20 protein-coding genes are annotated in these 21,777 nt (G+C 60.2%); 10 read left to right on the top strand and 10 right to left on the bottom strand.

Going from position 1 to position 21,777, the window contains the following annotated elements:
* Nucleotides 1–299: 299 nt before the first annotated feature.
* The gene (locus tag ACOOHD_RS18470; protein WP_420459357.1) at nucleotides 300–1,745 is read right to left on the bottom strand and encodes an exonuclease domain-containing protein; all 1,446 of its coding nucleotides are present in this window, start codon (nucleotides 1,743–1,745) and stop codon (nucleotides 300–302) included.
* Between the two features lie 6 nt (nucleotides 1,746–1,751).
* Between ACOOHD_RS18470 and ACOOHD_RS18465 the strand changes: the two genes are divergently transcribed.
* The 5 genes from ACOOHD_RS18465 to ACOOHD_RS18445 all read left to right on the top strand — a co-directional run bounded on the left by ACOOHD_RS18465 (nucleotide 1,752) and on the right by ACOOHD_RS18445 (nucleotide 7,748).
* Nucleotides 1,752–3,044, top strand: coding sequence for an exo-beta-N-acetylmuramidase NamZ domain-containing protein (locus tag ACOOHD_RS18465; protein ID WP_420459356.1), 1,293 nt, complete (start codon nucleotides 1,752–1,754; stop codon nucleotides 3,042–3,044).
* A 57-nt stretch (nucleotides 3,045–3,101) separates the two neighbouring features.
* Nucleotides 3,102–4,118 (top strand): hypothetical protein, encoded by a 1,017-nt coding sequence (locus ACOOHD_RS18460; protein WP_420459355.1) that lies wholly within the window; start codon nucleotides 3,102–3,104, stop codon nucleotides 4,116–4,118.
* 57 nt (nucleotides 4,119–4,175) lie between these two features.
* Entirely contained in the window at nucleotides 4,176–5,609 is a 1,434-nt protein-coding gene (locus ACOOHD_RS18455; RefSeq protein ID WP_420459354.1) for a nicotinate phosphoribosyltransferase, read from the top strand.
* 100 nt (nucleotides 5,610–5,709) lie between these two features.
* The gene (locus ACOOHD_RS18450) at nucleotides 5,710–6,423 is read left to right on the top strand and encodes an NUDIX hydrolase (RefSeq protein WP_420459353.1); all 714 of its coding nucleotides are present in this window, start codon (nucleotides 5,710–5,712) and stop codon (nucleotides 6,421–6,423) included.
* Between the two features lie 62 nt (nucleotides 6,424–6,485).
* Entirely contained in the window at nucleotides 6,486–7,748 is a 1,263-nt protein-coding gene (locus ACOOHD_RS18445; protein WP_420459352.1) for an aminotransferase class I/II-fold pyridoxal phosphate-dependent enzyme, read from the top strand.
* 28 nt (nucleotides 7,749–7,776) lie between these two features.
* Here ACOOHD_RS18445 and ACOOHD_RS18440 read toward each other — a convergent pair whose 3' ends face one another.
* Nucleotides 7,777–8,955, bottom strand: coding sequence for a cystathionine gamma-synthase (locus tag ACOOHD_RS18440; RefSeq protein WP_420459351.1), 1,179 nt, complete (start codon nucleotides 8,953–8,955; stop codon nucleotides 7,777–7,779).
* Nucleotides 8,956–9,085: 130 nt separating this feature from the next.
* On the opposite strand from ACOOHD_RS18440, the gene ACOOHD_RS18435 reads away from it, so the two are divergent.
* The 4 genes from ACOOHD_RS18435 (at nucleotide 9,086) to ACOOHD_RS18420 (ending at nucleotide 13,525) form a co-directional block, all read left to right on the top strand.
* Nucleotides 9,086–11,263 carry a PQQ-binding-like beta-propeller repeat protein gene (locus ACOOHD_RS18435; RefSeq protein WP_420459350.1) on the top strand — a complete coding sequence of 726 codons (2,178 nt, stop codon included), beginning with the start codon at nucleotides 9,086–9,088 and terminating at the stop codon, nucleotides 11,261–11,263.
* 48 nt (nucleotides 11,264–11,311) lie between these two features.
* Nucleotides 11,312–11,851 carry a hypothetical protein gene (locus ACOOHD_RS18430; protein WP_420459349.1) on the top strand — a complete coding sequence of 180 codons (540 nt, stop codon included), beginning with the start codon at nucleotides 11,312–11,314 and terminating at the stop codon, nucleotides 11,849–11,851.
* Between the two features lie 438 nt (nucleotides 11,852–12,289).
* Entirely contained in the window at nucleotides 12,290–12,850 is a 561-nt protein-coding gene (locus ACOOHD_RS18425) for a phosphoribosyltransferase (protein WP_420459348.1), read from the top strand.
* Between the two features lie 192 nt (nucleotides 12,851–13,042).
* Nucleotides 13,043–13,525: a GNAT family N-acetyltransferase gene (locus tag ACOOHD_RS18420; RefSeq protein WP_420459347.1), complete on the top strand. Its 483-nt coding sequence runs from the start codon at nucleotides 13,043–13,045 to the stop codon at nucleotides 13,523–13,525.
* On the opposite strand, the gene ACOOHD_RS18415 is transcribed toward ACOOHD_RS18420, so the two are convergent.
* The 3 genes from ACOOHD_RS18415 to ACOOHD_RS18405 are packed head-to-tail and all read right to left on the bottom strand — an operon-like array spanning nucleotide 13,509 to nucleotide 15,457.
* The gene (locus ACOOHD_RS18415) at nucleotides 13,509–14,279 is read right to left on the bottom strand and encodes a TIGR03915 family putative DNA repair protein (RefSeq protein WP_420459346.1); all 771 of its coding nucleotides are present in this window, start codon (nucleotides 14,277–14,279) and stop codon (nucleotides 13,509–13,511) included. The two genes, ACOOHD_RS18420 and ACOOHD_RS18415, sit on opposite strands and share 17 nt — an antisense overlap.
* Nucleotides 14,276–15,175, bottom strand: coding sequence for a TIGR01777 family oxidoreductase (locus ACOOHD_RS18410; RefSeq protein WP_420459345.1), 900 nt, complete (start codon nucleotides 15,173–15,175; stop codon nucleotides 14,276–14,278). The genes ACOOHD_RS18415 and ACOOHD_RS18410 overlap by 4 nt, the downstream gene beginning before the upstream one ends.
* Nucleotides 15,176–15,178: 3 nt before the next feature.
* Complete coding sequence (locus ACOOHD_RS18405; RefSeq protein ID WP_420459344.1) at nucleotides 15,179–15,457, bottom strand: hypothetical protein; 279 nt, start codon at nucleotides 15,455–15,457, stop codon at nucleotides 15,179–15,181.
* A gap of 283 nt (nucleotides 15,458–15,740) precedes the next feature.
* Between ACOOHD_RS18405 and ACOOHD_RS18400 the strand changes: the two genes are divergently transcribed.
* A complete protein-coding gene (locus ACOOHD_RS18400) occupies nucleotides 15,741–17,228 on the top strand; it encodes a Na+/H+ antiporter NhaC family protein (protein WP_420459343.1) in 1,488 nt (495 codons plus the stop codon).
* A gap of 74 nt (nucleotides 17,229–17,302) precedes the next feature.
* Here the strand turns inward: ACOOHD_RS18400 and ACOOHD_RS18395 are convergent, their stop codons facing one another.
* From ACOOHD_RS18395 to ACOOHD_RS18375, 5 genes are all read right to left on the bottom strand, one after another.
* Complete coding sequence (locus ACOOHD_RS18395) at nucleotides 17,303–18,829, bottom strand: GH3 family domain-containing protein (RefSeq protein WP_420459342.1); 1,527 nt, start codon at nucleotides 18,827–18,829, stop codon at nucleotides 17,303–17,305.
* 76 nt (nucleotides 18,830–18,905) lie between these two features.
* Complete coding sequence (locus ACOOHD_RS18390) at nucleotides 18,906–19,601, bottom strand: outer membrane beta-barrel protein (protein WP_420459341.1); 696 nt, start codon at nucleotides 19,599–19,601, stop codon at nucleotides 18,906–18,908.
* Nucleotides 19,602–19,788: 187 nt separating this feature from the next.
* Nucleotides 19,789–20,331, bottom strand: a complete 543-nt coding sequence (locus tag ACOOHD_RS18385; RefSeq protein ID WP_420459340.1) for an RsmD family RNA methyltransferase — start codon at nucleotides 20,329–20,331, stop codon at nucleotides 19,789–19,791.
* A 12-nt stretch (nucleotides 20,332–20,343) separates the two neighbouring features.
* Nucleotides 20,344–21,189: a DUF3822 family protein gene (locus ACOOHD_RS18380; RefSeq protein ID WP_420459339.1), complete on the bottom strand. Its 846-nt coding sequence runs from the start codon at nucleotides 21,187–21,189 to the stop codon at nucleotides 20,344–20,346.
* On the bottom strand, nucleotides 21,180–21,761 hold the full coding sequence (locus tag ACOOHD_RS18375; RefSeq protein WP_420459338.1) for a hypothetical protein: 582 nt from the start codon (nucleotides 21,759–21,761) through the stop codon (nucleotides 21,180–21,182). The genes ACOOHD_RS18380 and ACOOHD_RS18375 overlap by 10 nt, the downstream gene beginning before the upstream one ends.
* Between the last annotated feature and the right edge of the window lie 16 nt (nucleotides 21,762–21,777).

Genomic DNA, 21,777 nt, shown 5'->3' with positions numbered 1-21,777 from the left:
GATGCTTGTTTGGTTTATGCTGATATTAATTCTTGCTATGCTAAAAATTAAGGAACTTCGATCAAAGATTAACTACACGCAGTAAGACTTACCTAATTAGATTTGCTGTATGCCGACATAAGTTAATATCGCGGAGATACTATGGGATGACTTTTGTCAATTAAAATCTGTTGGTTCCACTGACATTAACATCCTGCATTAGGTAGCAGTGGTCAACTGCAGCCTCTGGCTGCGCGATGGTCCGCTACCAGCGCAGCCAGAGGCTGCATTTTGCTGGCGCTGCCGGAGGCAGCATTGTACTACCGCACTACCTTCCCAGTGGCCAGACTCACCATCTTCCCCCCCTTCTCACTCACGTACCGCTGAATGATCCGCGCAGTATCCGGATAGGTCACCGACCGCTTCACACTATCAATGGCCATGTTGATATTCGTGCAGTGCTCCTTGTCGATGTAGCCGAAGCCCTGGTATTTGCCATCCTCGACCAGGATCACGGAGGCCTCATCGTGCGTACGGCCTACGTCGAAAAGGAGAAAGTCATCATCAAAAACGTTGCGGAGGTGTAGGCGGGCCTCCTCGGCGCGTAGGTTGTACTCCTCGGGCGACTCTTCACCCGCGCACCCGCCCCGGCACTGCTTGAGGTGGTAGTGGAAGCAGGCGCCGCGGCTGGGGTAGATGTTGGTGAAGGCGCTGCAGAGCTCGAGGTGCTGGCGGACGAAGTTTAGGCGGCCCTTGGCGCGACTAAGGCCGGGGTACTCGCTGATGATGTCGAGCTCCTTGCGGGCCTGGGCCGTGTTGCGCACCACATCGAAGCAGCGGAAGCCCTGCTCGTTCAGGTAGCTGTGGATGGCGTAGTTGAAGCGCTTGCCGCGCTGGGCCTGGTTGATACGGGGTTGGAGGCGCTTGATTTCTTCGCTCTCCAGTAGCAGGGCTACTAGCTCGCTACCGGTGACCTCGAAGGTGATATCGGCTACTTTTTCAGCGATCCGACTGCCCTTGGAGGTGTGGTCGTTGAAGTGCTGGGCGATGCGCTTGCGGATGTTGGTGCTCTTGCCTACGTAGACGACATCGCCGTTTGCATCATGGAAGTAGTAAACGCCGGTCTCCTCGGGTAGCTCGGTGATTTGCTCGAGCTTGATCTGCTTGGGCAGCCGGGTCTCCTTGATGCCGTAGTTGATGAGGCGCTTGGCCTCCTTGGCGCAGTCCTCGCCGGCCAGGCAGAGTTGGAGGAGCTCGGTGGTCGCCTGGGCATCGGCGAGCGCCCGGTGACGAGCCTCGACGTGAAAGCCGAAGTGCTGAATGAGCTTACCGAGGCTATAGCTCTTAAGCCCGGGAAAACATTTGCGGGTCAGACGCACGGTACACAGTTGCCGCCGCGAGAAGGTGTAGCCTAGTCGGCCGAACTCCTCGCGCAGGAAACCATAATCGAACTTAGCATTGTGTGCCACGAAGATGCGCCCCTCGGTAAGCTCTACGATCCGCCGGGCCACCTCATAAAATTTCGGCTGCCCCTTCACCATTTCCTGGGTGATGCCCGTTAACTCCACGATGCCGGCCGGGATGTACTGCTCGGGGTTCAGTAGCGTTTCAAAGGTCTCCGTTACCTTTTCGCCGTCGAAGATCACAATACCGATCTCGGTGATCCGGGCCCGGCTGGCGCGGCTTCCCGTGGTCTCAATATCGACAATCGCGTATTCTTGTTTACCCATGACACTCTCGCCGCTACGGCGGACTCGAAAACTCACACTCGGATGGCCAAGGTATACCTTCTGCTCTGCTTTTTGTTAACGTTTGCCGCAAATTGTTTTAAATCAGACCCTCGTCGGCCGAATGCTTCGGACCAGGCGGAGCTGGTCCGAAGTTCGTCCGCCGAGTTGGGGGATACCGCTGACTCCCTGGCTACTCGGCCGACGAGCGAGGCTGCGCAACGCTCGGCGGACGAGTACCCCGCCGCCTATATCCCCGAAGCCTACCTGCCGAAGCTGGCCGGAAAAAGTCTCGGATTGGTCGTCAACCAGACCTCCACCCTGGCCGACGGTACCCACCTGGTCGACACCCTGCTGGCCCTCGGACAGGACGTGCGGCGCATCTTCGCCCCCGAGCACGGCTTTCGCGGGGAAGCCGACGCCGGGGCAAAGGTGAAGGATGGCGTCGACACGCGGACCGGCCTACCGATCCGCTCCCTCTACGGCCGTGATAAGAAGCCTACCCTGGACGACCTAGCCGACATCGACCTCATCATCTTCGACATCCAGGACGTAGGAGTCCGCTTTTACACCTACATCTCTACCCTACACTACGTAATGGAGTCCGCCGCCCGCTACGGCAAACCGGTGCTCGTCCTCGATCGCCCTAATCCTAACGGACACTACGTAGACGGCCCGCTGCGTGAGCCCGGTTTCGAGAGCTTTGTGGGGCTCGACCCAATACCGGTCGCGCACGGACTTACCGTCGGCGAGTACGCCCGCATGGTCAACGGCGAGGGCTGGCTCGGCGAGGGGCTGCAGTGCGAACTGGAGGTACAGCTTTGCCCGGATTACACCCACGATGCCGTCTACGAACTGCCGGTGCCCCCTTCCCCTAACCTACCCAACCAGCGCAGTATCTACCTCTACCCCAGCCTGTGCTTCTTCGAGGGCACGGCTCTGAGCGTGGGGCGGGGTACGGACCGGCAGTTTCAGCTCTACGGGCACCCGGCGCTGCTTTCCGGTCCGGCGCTTTTCACCCCGCAGCCCGGCCCCGGTGCCGCCGATCCGAAGCTGAAGGGGGAACTCTGCCACGGTTATGACCTGAGTACGGAGCCGGCTGAATCCTACCGGATCGACTTTATCGATCTCAGCCCGCTGTTGCAATCCTATACAGAGCTCGAGGAGCAGGGGGTGACTTTTTTCACCCGGCCGGACTTTTTTGACCTGCTCGCTGGCACGGATGAATTGCGTGAGATGATCGAAGCGAGGAAGTCGGAAAAGGAAATCCGCGCAAGCTGGGCGGCGGACCTGGCGGCTTACCGGACGCTGCGGGAGCGATATCTACTGTACCCCTGATGTACCTTCACCTCCAGCAGCCTCCCTCCCGTTTCGGTCGGCCGCCAAGCCACCTCAATGACCCATAAGGAAACCCTTGCCGACATCGCCAATGTCCTGCTCGACCCTGCCACCTCCCCCGCGCTGCTGCGCGACACCATCGAAACCTACCGCGACCTGCTGCTTACCGCTTCCGGCATCGACCTGGGAGAAGCCGGTGGTGTTGACCACCTCGATACCGGGAGGGGCGTAGCCATCGGCGTCACCTGGGCGGCCCTGTGCGTGGACGACCTAATCCGTACTCAGCGCTTCGTGGCTGGACTCTACCAGGCGGTAACGGAGGTAGCCGCCCGCCGGGCCGGTCCGGTGCACGTACTCTACGCCGGCACCGGTCCCTTCGCTACCCTGGCCCTACCGCTGATGACGCGCTTCACTCCTGCGCAGCTTCAGTTCAGTTGTATCGAGATCAACGCAAGGAGCAAGCAGGCCGCGGAGCGGGTGGTCAAATCCCTCGATTTCGATGCATTTGTGGCTGATTTTATCAAAGCGGATGCGGCGACCTACGCCATCGACACCGCCCGACCCGTAGACATCGTCCTGAGTGAAACGATGCAGTACTGCCTCATCGACGAGATGCAGGTACCCATCACCCTTAATCTAATGGGACAGCTACCGCCGCAGACTATCCTGATTCCTGAGCAGATCCGCCTGAGCCTAGTGGTGCTGGATGCGGACAGCGATAGAATCGTGCGGGACCTGGGCGCTATCCTTTCGGTAGATAAGCATAGCCTGCTCGCCCACCGAGGTGTGGCTACGGATGCGGACTTTCCTACCGTGCGGCTTTCCGTGCCAGTGCATGTACCCTTGTTATCCCCCACCCCTGTATCTGGTCCCCTTGCTATCCGCACCGGTGTTACCGTCTACGGTGAGCACGTACTTAACGACTACGATAGCGGACTTACTATTCCTAGAATTATCGGGGATTACCCGGATAGCAGCGACCCACTCGAAGCCATTGATTTCACTTATAAACTACTCCCCGCGCCCCTGCTCTGGATGGAATTTATCTTACCCGAACCGGTAGCAAGCAACTAGCGAATTTGGAAAGTTGCCCAGTAAGACGTAGCTTTGTTTAAATTTTAAACTAAGTCAATGTCACCCACCCCTCCCCTCGCCCAGGTCTACCGCCCCAACTTCGGCCTTCTCACGGACCTCTACCAACTCACTATGGCCGCCGCTTACCATCACCAGGGTATGCAGGAACGGCGGGCGGTATTTCATCTGTTCTTCCGTAAGGCGCCCTTCGGGGAGCGGGCCGCCATTGCCGCCGGCCTACCCCTGGCCATTGAGATCGTCAAAGGACTGAGCTTTAGCGCCGACGATGTGCAGTATTTAGGCCGACTGAAGGGGGCTAACGGAAAGCCGCTCTTCCGGGAGCCCTTCCTCAACTACCTCCAACGCCTAACATTCACCGGCGACATCGACGCCATTCCCGAGGGGGAGATCGCCCTACCCCACGAGCCGCTGCTGCGCGTGGAAGCTCCCCTAATCCAGGCTCAGCTCCTGGAAACCGCCCTACTCAATGTCATCAACTTCTCCACCCTCATCGCCACCAAGGCCGCCCGCATCAAGGCCGCCGCCGGGGAGGACCGCGTCATCGAGTTCGGCCTACGCCGCGCCCAGGGCATTGATGGCGGACTTACCGCCTCCCGCTCCGCCTACGTTGGAGGTTGCGACGGCACAAGCAACGTCTGGGCCGGCCGCTACTACGATGTGCCGGTTAGGGGCACCCACGCCCACAGCTGGGTCATGGCCCACGCCGACGAGCTCACCGCATTTGAATCCTACGCCGAGGCCCTACCGAACAACTGCATCTTTTTGGTCGACACCTACGACACCATCGAGGGGGTACGCAACGCCATCCGGGTCGGCCAGCAACTGCGCGAGCGGGGCCACGAGCTGCGCGGTATCCGGCTGGATAGCGGTGACCTAGCCGATCTCTCCATCCGTGCCCGCCGGATGCTCGACGAGGCTGGCTTTCCGGATGCCTTCGTCAGTGCCAGCGACAGCCTGGACGAGTACGCCATCGAGCGCTTGAAGACCGCTGGCGCCCGCATCACCGTCTGGGGCATCGGCACGCGATTGGCGACCGCCTACGATCAGCCCGCACTGGGCGGCGTGTACAAGCTCGCCGCGATCCAGAATGAAGCCGGCGAGTGGGAGCCCAAGATCAAGCGCTCCGAAACCCTGATCAAGGTAAGTAACCCCGGTCGCCTGGCCGTTCGTCGCTACTACGCTGGCGACCGCCCCCTGGCCAGCCAGCTCTACGATACCCTCGGCGAGGCCCCCTCCGCTCAGGTAATGGATGAAAGTTTGCAGCGGCACGAACTGAAGGGCGAGGCCGTGGAACTGCTCGAGCCCATATTTCGCAACGGCCAGGCAATCGACCGCCCCTACGACATTCACCGCACCCGCGCCCGCGCCCTGGAGAACTGGCGGCAGTGGCATGCGGCGGATATGGATACCTTTGTGTACGGACTGGCACCGGAGCTGCTCCGGGAGAAAGAAGCGCTGCTTGAAGCCTGAAAGTAAAATCGGCAGACGACCGACACGGCACGAGCGCAGCGAGCATCCCCGTAAATTGTAAATGGTAATTGGTACACTGTAAATTGTAAATTCCCGCCCCGTGTTCACCTACGAATACCCCCGCCCCTCCGTCACCGTCGACGTCGTCGTCTTCGGCTACGACGGGGGCCGCGACCTGAAGCTGCTGCTGATCCAGCGCGGCGGCGAGCCCTTCAAGGGGCAGTGGGCGTTGCCGGGCGGCTTCGTGGATATGGACGAGGACCTGGAGGCCAGTGCCCTGCGCGAACTAGAGGAGGAAACGGGCGTGAAGGACTTGTTCGTCGAGCAGCTGTACACCTTCGGTGCCCCGGGGCGGGACCCACGTGGACGGGTGATTAGCGTGGCCTACTTCGCCCTGGTCAACCTGACCGACCACCCCGCCGTAGCCGCCTCCGACGCCGAGCAGGCCGAGTGGTACCCGTTGCACGAACTGCCGGAGTTGGCCTTCGACCACGCCCGCATCATCGATATGGCCACTAACCGGCTGCGGGCCAAGGTGCGTTACCAGCCCATCGGCTTCGAGCTGCTGCCGGAGGAGTTTACGCTGGCCGAACTGCAGGCGCTGTACGAGACCGTGCTGGGGGTGCCGGAGTTCAACAAACGCAACTTTCGTACCCGCATCATGAAAACGGGCATCCTGGAGGAGGTGGGCCGGCAAGAGAATGTGCCGCACCGGCCAGCTGTACTGTACCGCTTCAACGAGGAGATGTACCAGCAGCTCATGGACCAGCGCGACTCGGCCGTGCTACGTCGGGCCCTGGATTTTGAAATATAGCTTCGTCTGCCGAGCCTTACCTAGTATGGCTCGTCCGCCGAAGCGACTCAACTAACACTTCGATGCTATCCAATCGCGGCCGGAAAAAGGCCACCGAACCCCTCCGCCCCGACTTCGCCCTCTTCGAGCGGGCCCAGGAGAACCTCTACGCTTCCGACAACACCGACGGGGCCATCACCCTCTGCATCGCCGAAAACCTGCTACAGTGGGAGACGATGCGCGACAAACTCCAGGAGATCGCCACCCAGGGGCTCTGGCCGGAGTGGATGGCCGCCTACGCCCCGCTGAACGGTGCTCCGGAATTTCGCGAGGCGGTAGCACACTTTGTCGGTAAGCACATCGCGGGCGTGGAGCTGGATGCGGCAAACTTTTGCGCGAGCGCCGGTGCAACGGCGGTGGTGGAGGTGACGGCCCTCTGTCTGGGCGATCCCGGTGATTACGCGGTGTTTCCCGCCCCGGCCTACCAGGCCTACCGACCGGACGTGAACAGTAAGGCGGGGCTGGAGCGCTACGATATTCAAGAATATGCGGCGGAGTTTGGGGCCGACTTTCACCCCCTTTCTACTGCGGAACTGGACCAGGCCTACGCCGAGCTAGGGGATAACTTGCGGATGCTGGTGCTTACGCAGCCGGATAATCCGACCGGGGCGGTGTACTCCGCCGAACAGCTGGTCACCTTTGCGGACTGGTGTAGCGAGCGGGAGATTCACCTGGTCGTGAACGAGATTTATGCCCTGAGTCAGTTCTCACGGGACGAACCTAAGCTGGCCAATCACTCCCCCTTCACCTCATTCCTGCCGCTGCTGGAAAGGCGCAACAGCCCCTACTTGCACTGGTGGTACTCCTTTTCTAAGGACTTCGGTATCTCTGGCCTGCGGGTAGGCCTGCTGTACAGTCGCAACGACGAGCTCCTCAGCGCCTACACCAACTTCAACGCGCCGCAGCAGGTGAGCAACACCACCCAGTGGCTGCTGAGCGAGCTGCTCCGTGAGGATGACTGGGTCACCACCTTTCAAGATAGAAATCGGGAGCTACTGACGGAAGCCTACCTGACCGTCACCGATGCGCTAGACGAGCTCCAGGTGCCGTACACCGCGGCGCGGGGGAGCCTCTTCGTATGGGCCGATTTCTCGCAGTACCTCCCTGAGCGTACGCGGGAGGCCGCGGAAGCGTGGTGGGAGAAGGTATTCAGGGAAACGGGCGTACTACTCACCGCCCCGGGGGGGCTGGGGCAGCCGGAGGTGGGGTGGTTTCGGATCGTGTTTAGTGGGGTGAGCGCGGAGGCGTTGCGGGAGGCGATGAAACGGCTAGCTACTTACCTGTAAAGATCCAAAGTCGAGCGGCCTTTAGTTGTTAGGCAGCAACGGTCACCGCGGCAGCCAGCGCAGCCTCCAGATCCTGCACCAGATCCTCCCCGTCCTCCACGCCCACGCTCAGGCGGATCAGGCTATCGGTCAGCCCCACGCTCAGCCGCTGCTCCCGCGGGATGCTGGCGTGCGTCATTGAGGCCGGGTGGCCGATGAGGCTCTCTACCCCACCAAGGCTCTCGGCCAGGGTGAAGTAGTGGGTGTGCTTCATGACCTGGGTGGCGGCCTCGATCGTGTCTTCCTTCAGGTCGAAGCTGACCATGGCCCCGAAGTCGCGCATCTGCCGGGCGGCGATCTCGTGGCGGGGGTGATCGGCCAGACCGGGGTAGTAAACGTTGGCGACTAGGTCATTGACCTGCAGCACCTCAACGATCTTACGGGCGTTTTCGCAGGCGCGCTGAACGCGGAGATGGAGGGTCTTGATACCACGCAGGACCAGAAAACAATCCTGGGGGCCGGGCACGGCACCCACTGCGTTTTGTAGGTAGTAAAGCCGCTTGGCCAGTTCATCGTTGCGGGTGATGACTGCGCCCATAACGACGTCGCTATGTCCGCCCAGGTACTTCGTGGCGCTGTGTAGGACCAGATCGGCACCGAGCTCCAGCGGCTGCTGTAGGTAAGGACTGGCGAAGGTGTTATCGACACAGGTCAGGATGCCCCGCTCTTTGGCTAGGTCGGTCAGTGCCTTGATGTCCACGATGTTGAGCATCGGGTTGGTGGGCGTCTCAATCCAGAGCAGCTTGGTGGCATCGGTGATGGCGGCGGCCACTTTACTCGTGTCGCGCATATCGACGAACTGGCTTTTGATGCCAAAGGTGCCCAGCACGGCGGTCAGTAGCCGGTAGCTGCCCCCGTAGAGGTCATCGCTGGCGATGATCTCATCGCCCGGCTCGAAAAGGCGAATGATGGTATCCATCGCCGCCAGTCCACTACTAAAGCAAACCCCGTGCTTGCCCTTCTCGATGGCTGCTAGGTTCCGCTGCAACGCGGTCCGCGTAGGGTTACCCGTGCGGGCATATTCATATCCTTTATGCTCACCGGGCGATGACTGGGCATAAGTAGATGTCTGATAAATGGGCGTCATCACCGATCCGGTCTGGGGGTCGGGCTCCAGTCCACCGTGAATACACTGGGTAGCAAAGTTGGCGTCGTTGCGGGCTTTCATATCTGGGGTTTGCCAAATAACGCCCCACCCCCCCTATGGTTGGTCCCGTACAATGCTGCCTCCCCCGATAGCTATCGGGGCGCCGTTGCCGGTTGCCTCCGGCTGCGCAGACTACCGTACCTTTATCCGTATGGGTACACCACCACACCTATCCACCTACCTCCTCCTAGCCGGCCTAGCCACCCTCTCCGCCTGCACCACCAGCCCCGCACCCGCGGCCCCGCCACCTACCGCTGACTGGCCCCACTACCTAGGCGACCCCGCTACCACCCAGTACAGCGCCCTCACCCAGCTGGACACCACCAGTGTAGCCCAACTAGAAGTAGCCTGGAGCTACGCCTCCGGAGACCGTGACACCCTCGACCGCAGCCAAATCCAGTGTAATCCGCTGGTGATCGACGGCACCCTCTACGGCACCAACCCCCAACTCAAGGCCTTCGCCCTCGATGCCGCTACGGGGGAGGAGCTGTGGACCTTCGACCCCGCTGTATTCAGTGATGAGCTGTTCGGTATGGGCACGAACCGGGGTCTGAGTTACTGGACTGATGGTACCGACAAACGCATCTACTACCCCGCCGGTCCCTTTCTCTACGCCCTAGATGCGGCTACGGGTACGCCGGTACGGAGCTTTGGCAACGGCGGACGGATAGACCTACACACCGGTCTCGGCGACGGCGCCCGGGAACAGTTCGTGATCTCCACTAGCCCCGGCGTGATCTTTGAGGACCTGATCATCATGGGTGGCCGGGTAAGTGAGGACCTTGGTGCCGCGCCCGGTCACATTCGCGCCTTCGACCTGCAGACGGGGGAGCTGCGCTGGATGTTTCATACCCTACCGGAGCCCGGTGAGGCGGGGAGCAACACCTGGCCCGACGAGCGTTCCCCCCTCACCGGGGGGGCCAATGCCTGGGCGGGGCTGAGCCTGGACCCGGAGCGCGGCTACGTCTACGTCCCCACGGGCTCGGCCGCCTACGATTTCTACGGCGGCAACCGACCGGGCGACAACCTCTACGCCAACTGCGTACTGGCCCTCGACGCCCGCACCGGTCAGAAGATCTGGCACTACCAGACCGTGCACCACGACCTCTGGGACCGCGACCATCCGGCTACCCCCGTACTCCTGACCGTACAGCATGACGGTACCCCCCGCGACGCCGTGGCGCAGGTAACCAAGGGGGGCTACCTCTTCTTGCTCGACCGCGCTACCGGGGAGCCCCTCTTTCCGGTGGAGGAACGCAGCTACCCGGTGAGTGACCTGGCCGGCGAGGTCAGTAGTCCGACCCAGCCGATGCCCATACTGCCCCCGGCCTTCACGCGGCAGGAACTCACCGAGGACGACCTTTATCCCTTTGACAGCATCATGAACCGCGAGGCCCGAGAGTTACTGGCGGCAAGCAGGCATGGCGGTCCGTTCATTCCCCCCAGCGAGGAGGGTACGATAATGTTTCCAGGCTTTGACGGCGGGGCCGAGTGGGGCGGGGCCTCCTATTCCCCAAGCGACCGACTCTTCTTCGTCAACGCCAACGAGATGCCCTGGATGCTGAAGATGAATCCGGTAGCGGGGCTGGCCGGCGAGGATCCCGGCCGGGCGGTCTACGCCATCGCCTGTCAGGCCTGTCACGGCAGCGATCTACGGGGCGGCGGGGTGTTTCAGAGCCCTTCCCTGCTGGGCCTGGCCGCGAGGCTCGACGGACCCCAAATCTCCCACACCATCATCAACGGCCGGGGTGCCATGCCGGCCATTAACTGGCTCAGCGACCAGCAGCGGCGCGACGTGACGGATTGGCTTCTGGCCCTACCCGCCGATGCAGAAATGGAAGAAATCCTGGCCACCACCGGCACAAGCGACAAGAAGGAGGCCAGCGGCGAGGGAGCCTGGCCCTACCCCTACATTATGGACGGCTACAAGCGGCTGAAGACCAGCGACGGCCACCCCATCACGGCCCCGCCCTGGGGCACGCTTACGGCGCTTGACCTCGATGAGGGTGGCATCCGCTGGCAGGTCCCCCTGGGCACCTATCCAGATCTAGTGGCCCGCGGCATCGACGACACGGGCAGTGAGAACTACGGCGGTCCGGTAGCTACGGCCGGCGGCGTAGTGTTCATCGCCGCTACTCTGGATGAAAAGATCCGAGCCTTCCGTAGCCGCGACGGCAAACTGCTCTGGGAGGCTGAGCTTCCAGCGGCCGGTTACGCTACCCCGGCGGTGTATGCCGTAGCGGGCAAGCAGTATGTCGTGGTGGCCTGTGGCGGGGGCAAGCTGGGCACGAAGTCGGGTGATCGGTACGTAGCCTTTGCCCTGCCCTAGGGTCCACCATTTGCCGGTTGGGGTGTTAGGGGGATAAACCTCCCGCCCGTGCTTCGTCTGCTCGTGTTATTTCTTTTCCTAACTAGCTGTTACGCAGAGGAGGTCCAACAGGACATGCAGCGGGAGCCGTTTTTCGATCTCTCCGGCTACATGCAGGCCCAAATCGATAGCCTTACCGCGCTGCAACCCCCGGTGCGCAAGACCGTCATCCTCAACGGCACGCAAGAAACCAAGGAGCTTACTAACCTCCGCTTTGCTACCGATCTGCGCATGTTTCGCGAGGCAGACATCAATAAACCGGCCTGGCTGGACAAGTACGAAGTAAGCAACGAAGAAGCGGGCGGCGGAGCGCAGGTGCAACGCTATGTAGCAACGGACAGCAGCGTGCAGACCCGGCAACTGGAGGTCACCCTGAATGAGGTCGGTGCCCCTACCAAGATCATCGTGTACCGTAAGACCGGTACCGTACTCTCCGACGGCGATCATATACTGACGTACGACCCCGCCGTGGGCTACGACATCCGCACCGAACAGGTCAACCGCTTCGGTGAGGACCTGAACGCCACCATTACGGTCCGCTGGGAATAAAAAAGAGGTAGTGCCACCACAGCACCACCTCAGCCCTAACCAAATAAAACCAAATTATTCGCAACGTAGGGCCCGGGGAGCCGTACGTTGATTCAAATATAGGGCATATCGGGAGAGATTTTCATAGTCCTGGGGCAAAAAATTTACGACCGCTCCATTTTGTTGGTTTGAACCAGAGGCAAATGATCGGTAGGTCGAACGCCATAGTGTAAAATTTAAAACGGTATAATTGCTATGACAACGAATATACTATTACGCTAATCCGTACAATTTTTGGGTCCCTAAATCATGGTAGAACATTATTCGGCCTAGCTCATAGAATGTATCTAATTATTCTATTTGCTGCTTACTGTTACGCTTCTTTCCCTGAAAGGCAGGTCTAGCGGGCGGCTAGCCTCGCTTCAATTTTTCGTTTCTTTCCCAGTCAGCTGATTTTCTATGCCACCACCCCACTCTGACCGCATCCGTCTCCACGAGCACACCTTCCGCCCCTTTTTGGGGGAGGAGGAGATCCAGGCCCGCGTAGCTGTCCTCGGACAGGAGCTGCGCGACCGCCTCGCCAACGGAGCACCCAGCTTCGTGGTCATGCTAAAGGGGGCCTTCGTTTTTGCCGCCGATCTGGTACGGGCTAGTGGACTGGACGGGGAGGTTTGTTTCGTGCGCACGAGCAGCTACGTGGGTACCGAGTCAGAGGGTAAGGTCAAGCTGTTACTGCCCCCGGAAGAGGAGCTGGTCCGCGCTAAGGACGTAGTGCTCATCGAGGATATAGTAGATAGCGGACTTACCATGCAGGCCTTTGTGCCGGTGCTCGAAGCGCTAGGTCCACGGTCCATCACCCTGGTTACACTACTCCACAAGCCGGATGCCCAGCGGGTACCCGTGCGGATCGACCTGGTCGGGTTCACGATACCCACTAAGTTTGTGGTGGGGTATGGGCTGGACTACGATGGGCTGGGACGGCAGTTGCCGGCTATCTACCAGCTAGCTGAGGATTACTGACCGGTGGTATACAAAGTGCACTGTAGTATGAATGCACAAAATCTACCGCAGAGGACACAGAGTGCACAGAGACAACACCAAAAACACCTCTGCGGCCCTCTGTGCCCTCTGCGGTTAGTACCTACCAACGTGATCCAAGTAAGCAGATCCGTTTCCATTTACGTACAGGATACTAGTAGATCAATCTGACTCATGCTAACCCTCCGCCCCATCACCCCCGCCGACAATCCCGCCGTAGCCCGCATCGTACGCACCGTCATGCCCGAGTTCAACTGCGCCGGGGAGGGCTTCTCGATCAATGATCCGGAACTGGAAGACATGTACACAGCCTACCACCAGCCCCGCGCGGCGTTCTATCTGCTCGAAGAAGAGGGCACTCCCGTAGGCGTAGGTGGCTATGCTCCCCTGGCCGGCGGAGATGGCACCGTGTGCGAACTACGTAAGATGTATCTATTACCGGCCGCCCGGGGCAAAGGAGGCGGCAAACTCATTATGGACGCCTGCCTAGCCGGTGCCCAGCGCGACGATTTCGCCGCCATGTACCTGGAGACCGTCACCGCCATGACCACCGCGGCGCAGGTCTACCGTAAATACGGCTTCCAGCCCATTGATGGCCCCCTGGGGTCCACCGGCCACGGCGGCTGCGACCGCTTTATGCTCAAATCTTTTCGGTGAGGTACTTCCAGTAGCGCTTGGGTACGTGCTGGAGATGCAGCTTCAGGTTCTTGCGCTCGGGGATATCCACGGCACGGAAGTAGGTCTGCCAGAGCTGCTGGTAATCAGTCTCGGCGGCGTCAAGCATCTCAGCGGATAGGCTACGCAGATGGCCGTCCTGGTTAGAATCTAGAGTGATGAACTCCGCTCGCTTGGTCGCGCTGTTCCAGTGCAGGCCGTAGTGACGAGTAGTATCGTAGATCAACCACTCCATAGCCGGGTACCGTGCTGCGAAGTGATCGCCGATGAGCGGTAGGCAGTTGAAGTCGGGGTTGACCAGTGCCACGTACATCCCATCCGGCGTGAGCTGAAAGCGGGTGAAGGCATGCATCCGGTGCACCTCGCGCCCCATCTGTTGCTTCAGGCGTAGGATGCGGCGAATCTTTTCGTCGCCGGCATCCTTACTCACGTCCAGGGCGTGTACGGCCATTTGTCGCCGGACGAAGTGCAGGATCAAGCGTTCCACCTCCGGCTGCTCGGTCAGAAAGGCGTGGCGGAGGAGCTGAACCACTCCAGGGTTTTCACTGCGCTGCTTCAATCCCCGTCGCACCCGCTTGGCCCGCCCCTCATCCGTGTCCACGTGAGTGGCTGCCGCAAAGAGCTGTTGCTGGTAACGGTCTTCGGGAACAATATCGAGTACCTCCGCTTTCAGCCGGAACGCCTCGAAAATAGCGGAGAGCAGCCCCGCGAACGAGCCATCGTAGGTAAAGATCACCCCAGCAGCTGTTCCAGGGCCTGACTCAGTTCGGGGTAGGCGAAGCGGTAGCCGGCCCCCTCGATCTTGGTGGCCGAGCAACGGGCGCTATCAAGTATCGTATGGCTCATCTCGCCCAGGGCTACCTTCAGCGCGGGCACGGGAGCGGGGAGTACGACGGCCTTCTTTCCCATTGCCGGTCCGAGGGCCTCGGCGAAGTGCTTGTTGCGTACGGGGTTCGGGGCAGTGCCGTTATAGATGCCGGTCAGCTGGTGTTCCAGCGCGTAGGTATATACTCCGATGAGGTCTTCGATGTGGATCCAACTGTAATACTGCTGCCCGTCACCAAAGTAGGTCGAGGTCCACACCTTGAGCGGGATCAGCATCTTTTCCAGGGCCCCCTCATCGGGGTGTAGCACGATGCCCGTCCGATTAATGAACACCGGTACGCCCACTTTACTGACCTCCTCCACCGACTGCTCCCACAGTACGCAGGACTCACTCAGAAAGCCCGTACCCGGCGCGTCCTGCTCCGTCAGTAGCTGCTCGCCCCGGTCACCGTAGTAACCGATGGCGCTGGCCGAAAGGTACAGTTTTGGCAGCACGCCCAGGCGCTCCAGGGAGCGGGCCAGCAGACGGGTGGACTCCGTACGACTCTTAATGATCACCTCCTTACGTGCATCGGTCCACCGTTCATCTGCGATGCCTGCGCCCGTCAGGTTGATGACGTAATCCACGTTCGCAAAGGCGGCGTCGTCAATCGTACCAGCCACCACGTCCCACTGAAAAGTAGGAAACTCGGCATCCGGCCGTTTACTTCGGCTCAGGTGTCTGACCGCATAGCCCTGCTGCCGCAGCCGCCGCGATAGGTGCATGCCCACGAAGCCGCTTCCCCCTCCAATGAGTACAGTTTCCATCGCTTAGGCGTGGGCGGGTACGAACTCGTAGTAGTAGGGGTCGTCCCCATCCTCCTCATAGGCCAGGGCCAGTTCCCGGTTCTGCATCTCGGTGAAGAACACCTTCCAGCTCACCGGATTGATGTCGAAGCTATCCGTATTATCTACCTCGTCGAAGTGAAAGCGCAGGGGTTGGCTGTTGTAGCCGTCTTCTACCTGGTCTACCATCGCTGGCAGTCCGTTGCGCGCTTCGGCGAAGGCTTTGATGAGGTTCTGGTCGATGGTTTTTATGGTCTTCGGCATCGGGGCTTGTGGTTGTGTTGGTTTAAGCGTCGGTCGGGTTTAATTGTTGAGTGGGTGAGTTGTAGGGTTGTTGATTTGCGGGCGGCACAGGCGGCACAGGCAATGTAAAACAGAAGTAAGGGCGGGGCCGCAGGTGCAATGCTCTCTGAAACACCGGGACAAGCAAATCCAACAACTCAACAACTCAACAACCCAACAATTCAACAACCCCAAGCCACCGTGTACACCGTACCTTACCAGCTAACGAGCGAAGCGATCTACCCGGCGATAGCCGGTCTACTCCATGGCTGAACAACTAGGCATCCTCACCCTCCTTCCCCCCGTAATCGCCATCATTCTGGCGATCGCTACGCGGCAGGTCTTTATCTCCCTCCTGGCGGGTATCTTCCTGGGTTACATTATTCTGGCGGAGGGTAACCCCTGGATCGGCTTTTTAGATACCATGCAGGGGCTGGTGGATGTATTTGCCGATGCCGGCAACACCCGTACGATTATGTTTTGCGCGCTAGTGGGAGCGCTGATCGTTTTCATGCAGCGCAGCGGGGGCGTAGCGGGCTTCATCGAGGCGATCGATGAGCGGCTACGGAGCTATGAGGAGCGCAAGGATGGGTCCAGCCGCACGGTGGTGCAGTTACTGGCCTGGTTCACCGGGGTACTGATTTTTGTCGAATCGAGCATCAGCGTACTCACGGTAGGCACCCTGTACCGGCCTATCTTTGATAAGCTCGGACTGAGTCGGGAGAAACTAGCCTACATCGCCGACAGCTCCTCCGCACCCAGCTCCATCCTTATCCCCTTCAACGGCTGGGGGGCCTTTATCATGACCTTACTGGCCGCTCAGGGGTTCGATAATCCCTTCGGTACCATGATGCGGGCCATGGGCTACAACTTCTACGCCTTTGCGGCCATCCTGTTGGTACCCGTGGTAGTGCTCACCGGCATTGAGTGGGGGCCCATGCAACGCGCCGAACAGCGGGCCCGTCGCGGACAAACCCTCAACGAAGGGGCCACCCCCGTCGTCGACGAGGAGCTCACGAGTATCGAGGCCAAGGAGGGCATACCACCGCGGGCGGTCAATATGGTCATCCCCATCGCCGTCATGGTTTTTTTTATGCCCTTTATGCTGGCCTATACGGGCTGGGCGGAGGCACGCGAACTCCTGGGGCCCGGCGCGGACGCAGGTGCAATGCTTTTTCAATCCATCGGCAGTGGCAGTGGCTCGACCGCCGTACTCATCGCCGTGACCCTGTCCATCCTGGTGTCGATGGTATTTTACAAAGTGCAGGGCATCTTCGGCATCCGCGAGTCGGTCGATCTGGTGCTGAAGGGTATTGCCGGACTGATCCCCCTTGCTCTACTTATGCTCCTCGCCTTCGCCATCGGGGCACTGTGCCGGCAACTGGAGACCGGAATTTACGTCTCGGAAGTAGCCCAGGGGTGGCTCTCTCCGGGGCTAGTCCCCTTCCTGGTCTTCTTGGTTACCTGCTTTATCGCCTTCAGTACCGGCACGAGCTGGGGCACCTTTGCGATCATGATCCCCATCGCCGTGCCCATGGCTCGCGATATGGACGCCAACGTGCTGATGGCCGTAGCCGCGGTGCTCGGGGGCGGGGTGTTCGGCGACCACTGCTCCCCCATCTCAGATACGACCATCCTGAGTAGTATGGCCTCCTCTACGGACCACATCGACCATGTGAAGACGCAGCTGCCGTACGCGGGGCTGGCGGGGGGGATTGCGGCGGGGCTGTACCTCATACTCGGTTTGGTGTAAGCCGTCAGCCGTTAGCCGTTGGACGCTTCAGCCGTTGGACGCTTCTAAAGCGTCCAACGGCTAACGGCTGACGGCTAACCCAAAAACGCCAGCAATTCCCCCAGCTGCTCCTCTCCCATCACCTTCGGGAACTTGATCTGACCTCCCTTCTTCTTCGTCTGCTCCAGGAAGGCGTAGAGGCGATCGGCGGGGACTACCTTGACACGGAGGTCCTTAAGCGCTTTCTTACGGGCTACGGCGTAGTTTTTATTCACCTCCTGCAGGTGCTCGTCAATCACCTGTTTGGCTTGCTCGGCGTCGAGCTCACCGGTTTCCAGTCCGAGGACCCACTGGTGAATATACTCCCCGTCCTCGGCGCGCTTGGTTGCCCCCACCGCGAATTCTTTCACCTGCGACCCCGCCCGCTCGTTGAGGACCTGGATAGTCTTATTGAGCTTTTCTTCCGAGAGCTGGCTGCCAACTACGTTGAGAAAGTACTTGGTGCGGCCGGTGATGACAAGTTCCATCTTCCGCTTATCGACGAACCTAATGGTGTCGCCGATCATATAGCGCCAGGCCCCGGCGGGGGTGGACACGATCAGGGCATAATCAACCCCTTCTTCCACCTGCCGGAAATCGTACACCACGGGCTGCTCTAAGATGGTGCCGGTAGCGTCGAAGCCACGCTCATCGTGGGGAACGAACTCGAAGTACATGCCGTGATCGAGGGCCAGCTCCATGGCCATGGTAGCGGGCCGAGCGTTGAAGGCGAAAAAGCCCTCGCTGGCCAGGTAGGTGTCCATGATGACGATGGGGCGGGCCAGCAATGACTCGAAGACCTCGCGGTAGGGCGCAAAGGCTACGCCGCCGGTGGTGTAGACGCTCAGGTTGGGCCAGATGTCGTGGATGTTGTTGAGCTTATTGTGCTCGATGACCTTACGGAGCATCATGACCATCCAGGAGGGGATGCCGGCCAGGGCGCCAACGTCCCACTTTGGGGCCTCCTCGGCGATACGCTGTACGCGCTCGTCCCAGTCGGCAATCTGGGCGATCTCCAGGCCGGGCTTGTACACGCCCTCCATGAATTCAGGCATGTTACTGACGTTGATGCCGCTGATCTCGCCCTCCTTCCAGCCGTCTTTTTCGGCCAGGTCGGCCGAGCTGGTGAGCATTAGGATATCCTTTTCGAAAAGTTCGGCGGGCAGGTCGAAATTGGCCAGGCACTCGGCCTGGGCGCGACCAACGCGCTGGGTGCATTCGAGCATCTCGTCGGTGACGGGGATGCGCTTGCTTTTCTTGCCGGTGGTACCGCTACTGAGGGCGAAGAACTCGGGCCGACCGGGCCAGGTGATATCGGGGTTGCGGCGCTGCTGCTTCCACCATTGCTCGTTCATGGTGTGGTAGTCGTGCAGGGGTACGGCCTTCCGGTAGGCTACCCGTACATCCTCGGCTTCCAGTAGGCCGGCAAAGTTGTAGTACTTTCCGAAGGCGGTATCCTTGGCCGTTTCGAGCAGCTCGCGTAGCTGGGTCTCCTGGGCGGCACCCGGGTCACCGGGCTCGTGGGGCAGCAGGGCGTGCTTGGTCTGGATGAGGGCTTTGATGACGTGTCCGTAGAAGGCCATAGGGGTGGGCTGTGGTGAGGCGGGCGATACGGGTGGTGTAACGTGGGGTAAGCGCTGCACGTTCGCCCGTGGGGTGCTAGATAAATAACCTACGGACGACCACACGCAGCCCCACTTGATAGAAGTTCCGGTTGGCAATCGTGGTATCGCCGGGCCGCAGGTTGCCATTGAGGAAGAACTGGAAGGTGGGCTGGAACCGGATGGCCCAGTCGGCACTCAGCTTACGGTCGTAGCCAATGCCGGTGGTAAGGGAGGTGACGAAGCCGCGGTATTCCAGAGCATCGTCGGCCAGCTCTTCCCTACCTACCTCCTGCCCGTCGCGAAAGGTAGTCCGCTCCGTGTGGGTACCTAAGTGGTACTGCACCCCCACACCGAGAAAGAACATGACCCGGTCGCGCTCCGTAGCATCCTGGTAGAAATTAAGCTCGAAGGGAAGGGCGAGGTAGTTAGCCCTTACCTCCTCCGTAAAACTACCCCCGCCTACCCCGGGCTGCGGCTGCTCAGCGATGGAGTAGCCCAGGTGGGTAAAGCGCAGTCCGGTCGTGTAGCCGATACGATCCACGCGTGACTCGTATACTACCCCTACCCCATAACTAAAGCCCCCCTGCTCCAGGCTATCTAGCCGGTCGAGTTGACTGAAGGTAGCATTGTTGGTCCCGGAGATACGCTGGCTGCCGTACTGGGGGCTGAGCTCTAGGGCGAAGCTGCGCTCCAGGGTCTGGGCGTTTACTACGGAAGAGAGCAACAGAACTACATAACACAGTCGATACATAAACCCGTAGTTTGCTAGGTAACGAATTTGCTTAGCGCTGTTGCATGTAAAGGTTGACCCCAAATCGCCGCTAGGCGAACCCTCGGTTTCCCTTTTTGTCCTTCAGGCCTCTGTGGAACCTCTATGAAGCCCTCCGTGTGCCCCCCCCGGCTCTGTGGTGAATAGGCCAGTTATACTCCTGTTACACCTAAGTCTGAAAGAAGCTAAAGATAGTCTTTCCGTACGTCCGCACCTCCGTACACCGCCCATCCCCCGTAAAGTCATGGTGTGGATTATGCTCCAGCACGAACAGCCCCCCGGGTGCGAGCAGACCGGCCCCAAGTACCAGATCGGGAAGCTCCGGAATATTCGGTAGCGGGTAGGGCGGACCGGCAAAGATGTAGCTATAGGGCTCCGCGACCGGCCGTTCGAGGAATTTAAAGACGTCCATACGCCAGACCTGGATGCAGTTCTCGACGCCGAGGGTGGCGACAGTTTTTTTGACGAAGGCTACCGCCGGGGCGTGCTTATCGACGTAGGTGACGTCGCAGCAGCCGCGACTGATAAACTCGTAATCATGGCTGCCCGTACCGCCGAACAGGTCGAGTACCCGCTGCTCTTCGAAGTGAAACCGGTTGTTGAGCAGGTTGAAGAGCCCCTCCTTGGCGTAATCCGTCGTAGGGCGGGTGGGCCAGTTGTCGGCCGGGGGGCTGAAGCGGCGGCCCATAAACTTACCGGAAATGATGCGCATTGGAGAGTAAAATTAGCCCAGGCAGAGCAGGTCGAAGTACTGCTGGGGCGGGAGGTCCTCCAGGAGTGGACTGAGTGCGGGCGGCACGGGGTAGGTGCTAAACCGGATGTCCTCCACGTAGCGGTAGAACTGGTAGTAGAGTTCATCCGTGGTGGTAATTCCGCTCAGATAGAGGGCAGAACGACTGGGTAGCAAGCCCGACTGGGTATAGGCCAGCAGCAGGTAGTAGACGGCGTCCTGCGAGCTATCCCAGTGGAAGGAATTGTAGTATACCAGTCTCCCGTTGCGGTGACCGGCTAGTAGCAGGCGGTTGCCCCGGACCGAGCAGGAAATAGCTTCGTGCTGGAGACGCTGCGAGCGGGCGGCCCAGGCGGTAAGCAGACCACCGGCATAGTGCTGGATACGGCGCACTGCCAGGGTGGTCGTTGCCGCAGCCAGGTCGTCGCGCCGGGCCCCATATACCAGGTGACCGCCGAGCACCTGGTAGGCCTCGTGTCGCACCTCATCTTCCAGGCCAACGACGGTGAGTTGTTCGAGGTAGGTGCGGGCCTGCCCGGCGTCGAAGAATTCGGCGGGCACCAGCGTGAAGGTGGGAGTATCCCAGGCCAATCGCACGCTGCCGTAGGAGAGATCGTGCAGGCGTAGGTCGCCAGCGACCAGATCGGCCAGTCGGGCCGGCCAGTCGACTGCTGCCACCGGTTGCAGTTCGGCTTGGCGGTAGGCTAGGAGCTGATTCGTGAGCTGGTCGCGAATGATATACGCAAAACTGTCCACCCCCGTAAGGATGGACAGTTCGTAATCAGCGGTAGCATCCGCACGGAAGGCCGGTGCGGTAATATCGTAGGCCGCTACTCCCAATTGCCGGCCAGGCTCGGTTTGCTCAGGTCGCCGAACTTCAACGGTTTATTGGGGTCGTACATCTGGTCGTAGCGCTTGAAGCGCTCGTCGCCGAAGCGGTCCATGAATTCTTTGCGGGCAATGCCTACCTGTACCACGGGCACCTTTGTCGACTGGTAGTCGATGGTATCGGCGGCAATATCGAACGTCTTGTTATCGGTATAGGGCACGTACTCCAGGCGGTCCAGGTCGATGCCCAGGGAGCGTACGCTGTCGATGGCGGGTATATAGGTAGTATCGTAGGCGGTCGCGGGGTCGAAATCAGGATCATCGGGATCGCCGATAATACGCACCTCCGTGAAGCGCCCCTGGGTGAGTACCTGCTTGAGGGTATCGAAGTTGGGAGCGAACATACCAGTGATGTCGCGGTACATCTCCTGCGTAGTACGGATGACCTTGAGCTTATCGGCTACGGCGTCTTCGCGTACGGCCCGCTCATCGGCAAAGGTGATGGGTTCCTCGATACTGCGGTAGAGGAAGAAGGCCAGGACGAAGGCCAGGACCAAAAATGCCAGGCTGAATAGTTTGCGCATCGTGAGCAGTTGTGTG

Origin of the sequence: Neolewinella sp. (assembly GCF_965214665.1) — a bacterium.
Taxonomy (GTDB): Bacteria; Bacteroidota; Bacteroidia; order Chitinophagales; family Saprospiraceae; genus Neolewinella.
The sequence above is the reverse complement of the archived record's forward strand: the minus strand, read 5'-3'. Positions and strand labels throughout refer to the sequence as shown.

Excerpts from the sequence above, each read along its gene's own strand:
- ACOOHD_RS18465 (WP_420459356.1), top strand. The coding sequence starts at position 1,752 with ATGGCCAAGGTATACCTTCTGCTCTGCTTTTTGTTAACGTTTGCCGCA.
- ACOOHD_RS18460 (WP_420459355.1), top strand. The coding sequence starts at position 3,102 with ATGACCCATAAGGAAACCCTTGCCGACATCGCCAATGTCCTGCTCGAC.
- ACOOHD_RS18455 (WP_420459354.1), top strand. The coding sequence starts at position 4,176 with ATGTCACCCACCCCTCCCCTCGCCCAGGTCTACCGCCCCAACTTCGGC.
- ACOOHD_RS18445 (WP_420459352.1), top strand. The coding sequence starts at position 6,486 with ATGCTATCCAATCGCGGCCGGAAAAAGGCCACCGAACCCCTCCGCCCC.
- ACOOHD_RS18440 (WP_420459351.1), bottom strand. The coding sequence starts at position 8,955 with ATGAAAGCCCGCAACGACGCCAACTTTGCTACCCAGTGTATTCACGGT.
- ACOOHD_RS18435 (WP_420459350.1), top strand. The coding sequence starts at position 9,086 with ATGGGTACACCACCACACCTATCCACCTACCTCCTCCTAGCCGGCCTA.
- ACOOHD_RS18425 (WP_420459348.1), top strand. The coding sequence starts at position 12,290 with ATGCCACCACCCCACTCTGACCGCATCCGTCTCCACGAGCACACCTTC.
- ACOOHD_RS18420 (WP_420459347.1), top strand. The coding sequence starts at position 13,043 with ATGCTAACCCTCCGCCCCATCACCCCCGCCGACAATCCCGCCGTAGCC.
- ACOOHD_RS18410 (WP_420459345.1), bottom strand. The coding sequence starts at position 15,175 with ATGGAAACTGTACTCATTGGAGGGGGAAGCGGCTTCGTGGGCATGCAC.
- ACOOHD_RS18405 (WP_420459344.1), bottom strand. The coding sequence starts at position 15,457 with ATGCCGAAGACCATAAAAACCATCGACCAGAACCTCATCAAAGCCTTC.
- ACOOHD_RS18400 (WP_420459343.1), top strand. The coding sequence starts at position 15,741 with ATGGCTGAACAACTAGGCATCCTCACCCTCCTTCCCCCCGTAATCGCC.
- ACOOHD_RS18395 (WP_420459342.1), bottom strand. The coding sequence starts at position 18,829 with ATGGCCTTCTACGGACACGTCATCAAAGCCCTCATCCAGACCAAGCAC.
- ACOOHD_RS18390 (WP_420459341.1), bottom strand. The coding sequence starts at position 19,601 with ATGTATCGACTGTGTTATGTAGTTCTGTTGCTCTCTTCCGTAGTAAAC.
- ACOOHD_RS18385 (WP_420459340.1), bottom strand. The coding sequence starts at position 20,331 with ATGCGCATCATTTCCGGTAAGTTTATGGGCCGCCGCTTCAGCCCCCCG.
- ACOOHD_RS18375 (WP_420459338.1), bottom strand. The coding sequence starts at position 21,761 with ATGCGCAAACTATTCAGCCTGGCATTTTTGGTCCTGGCCTTCGTCCTG.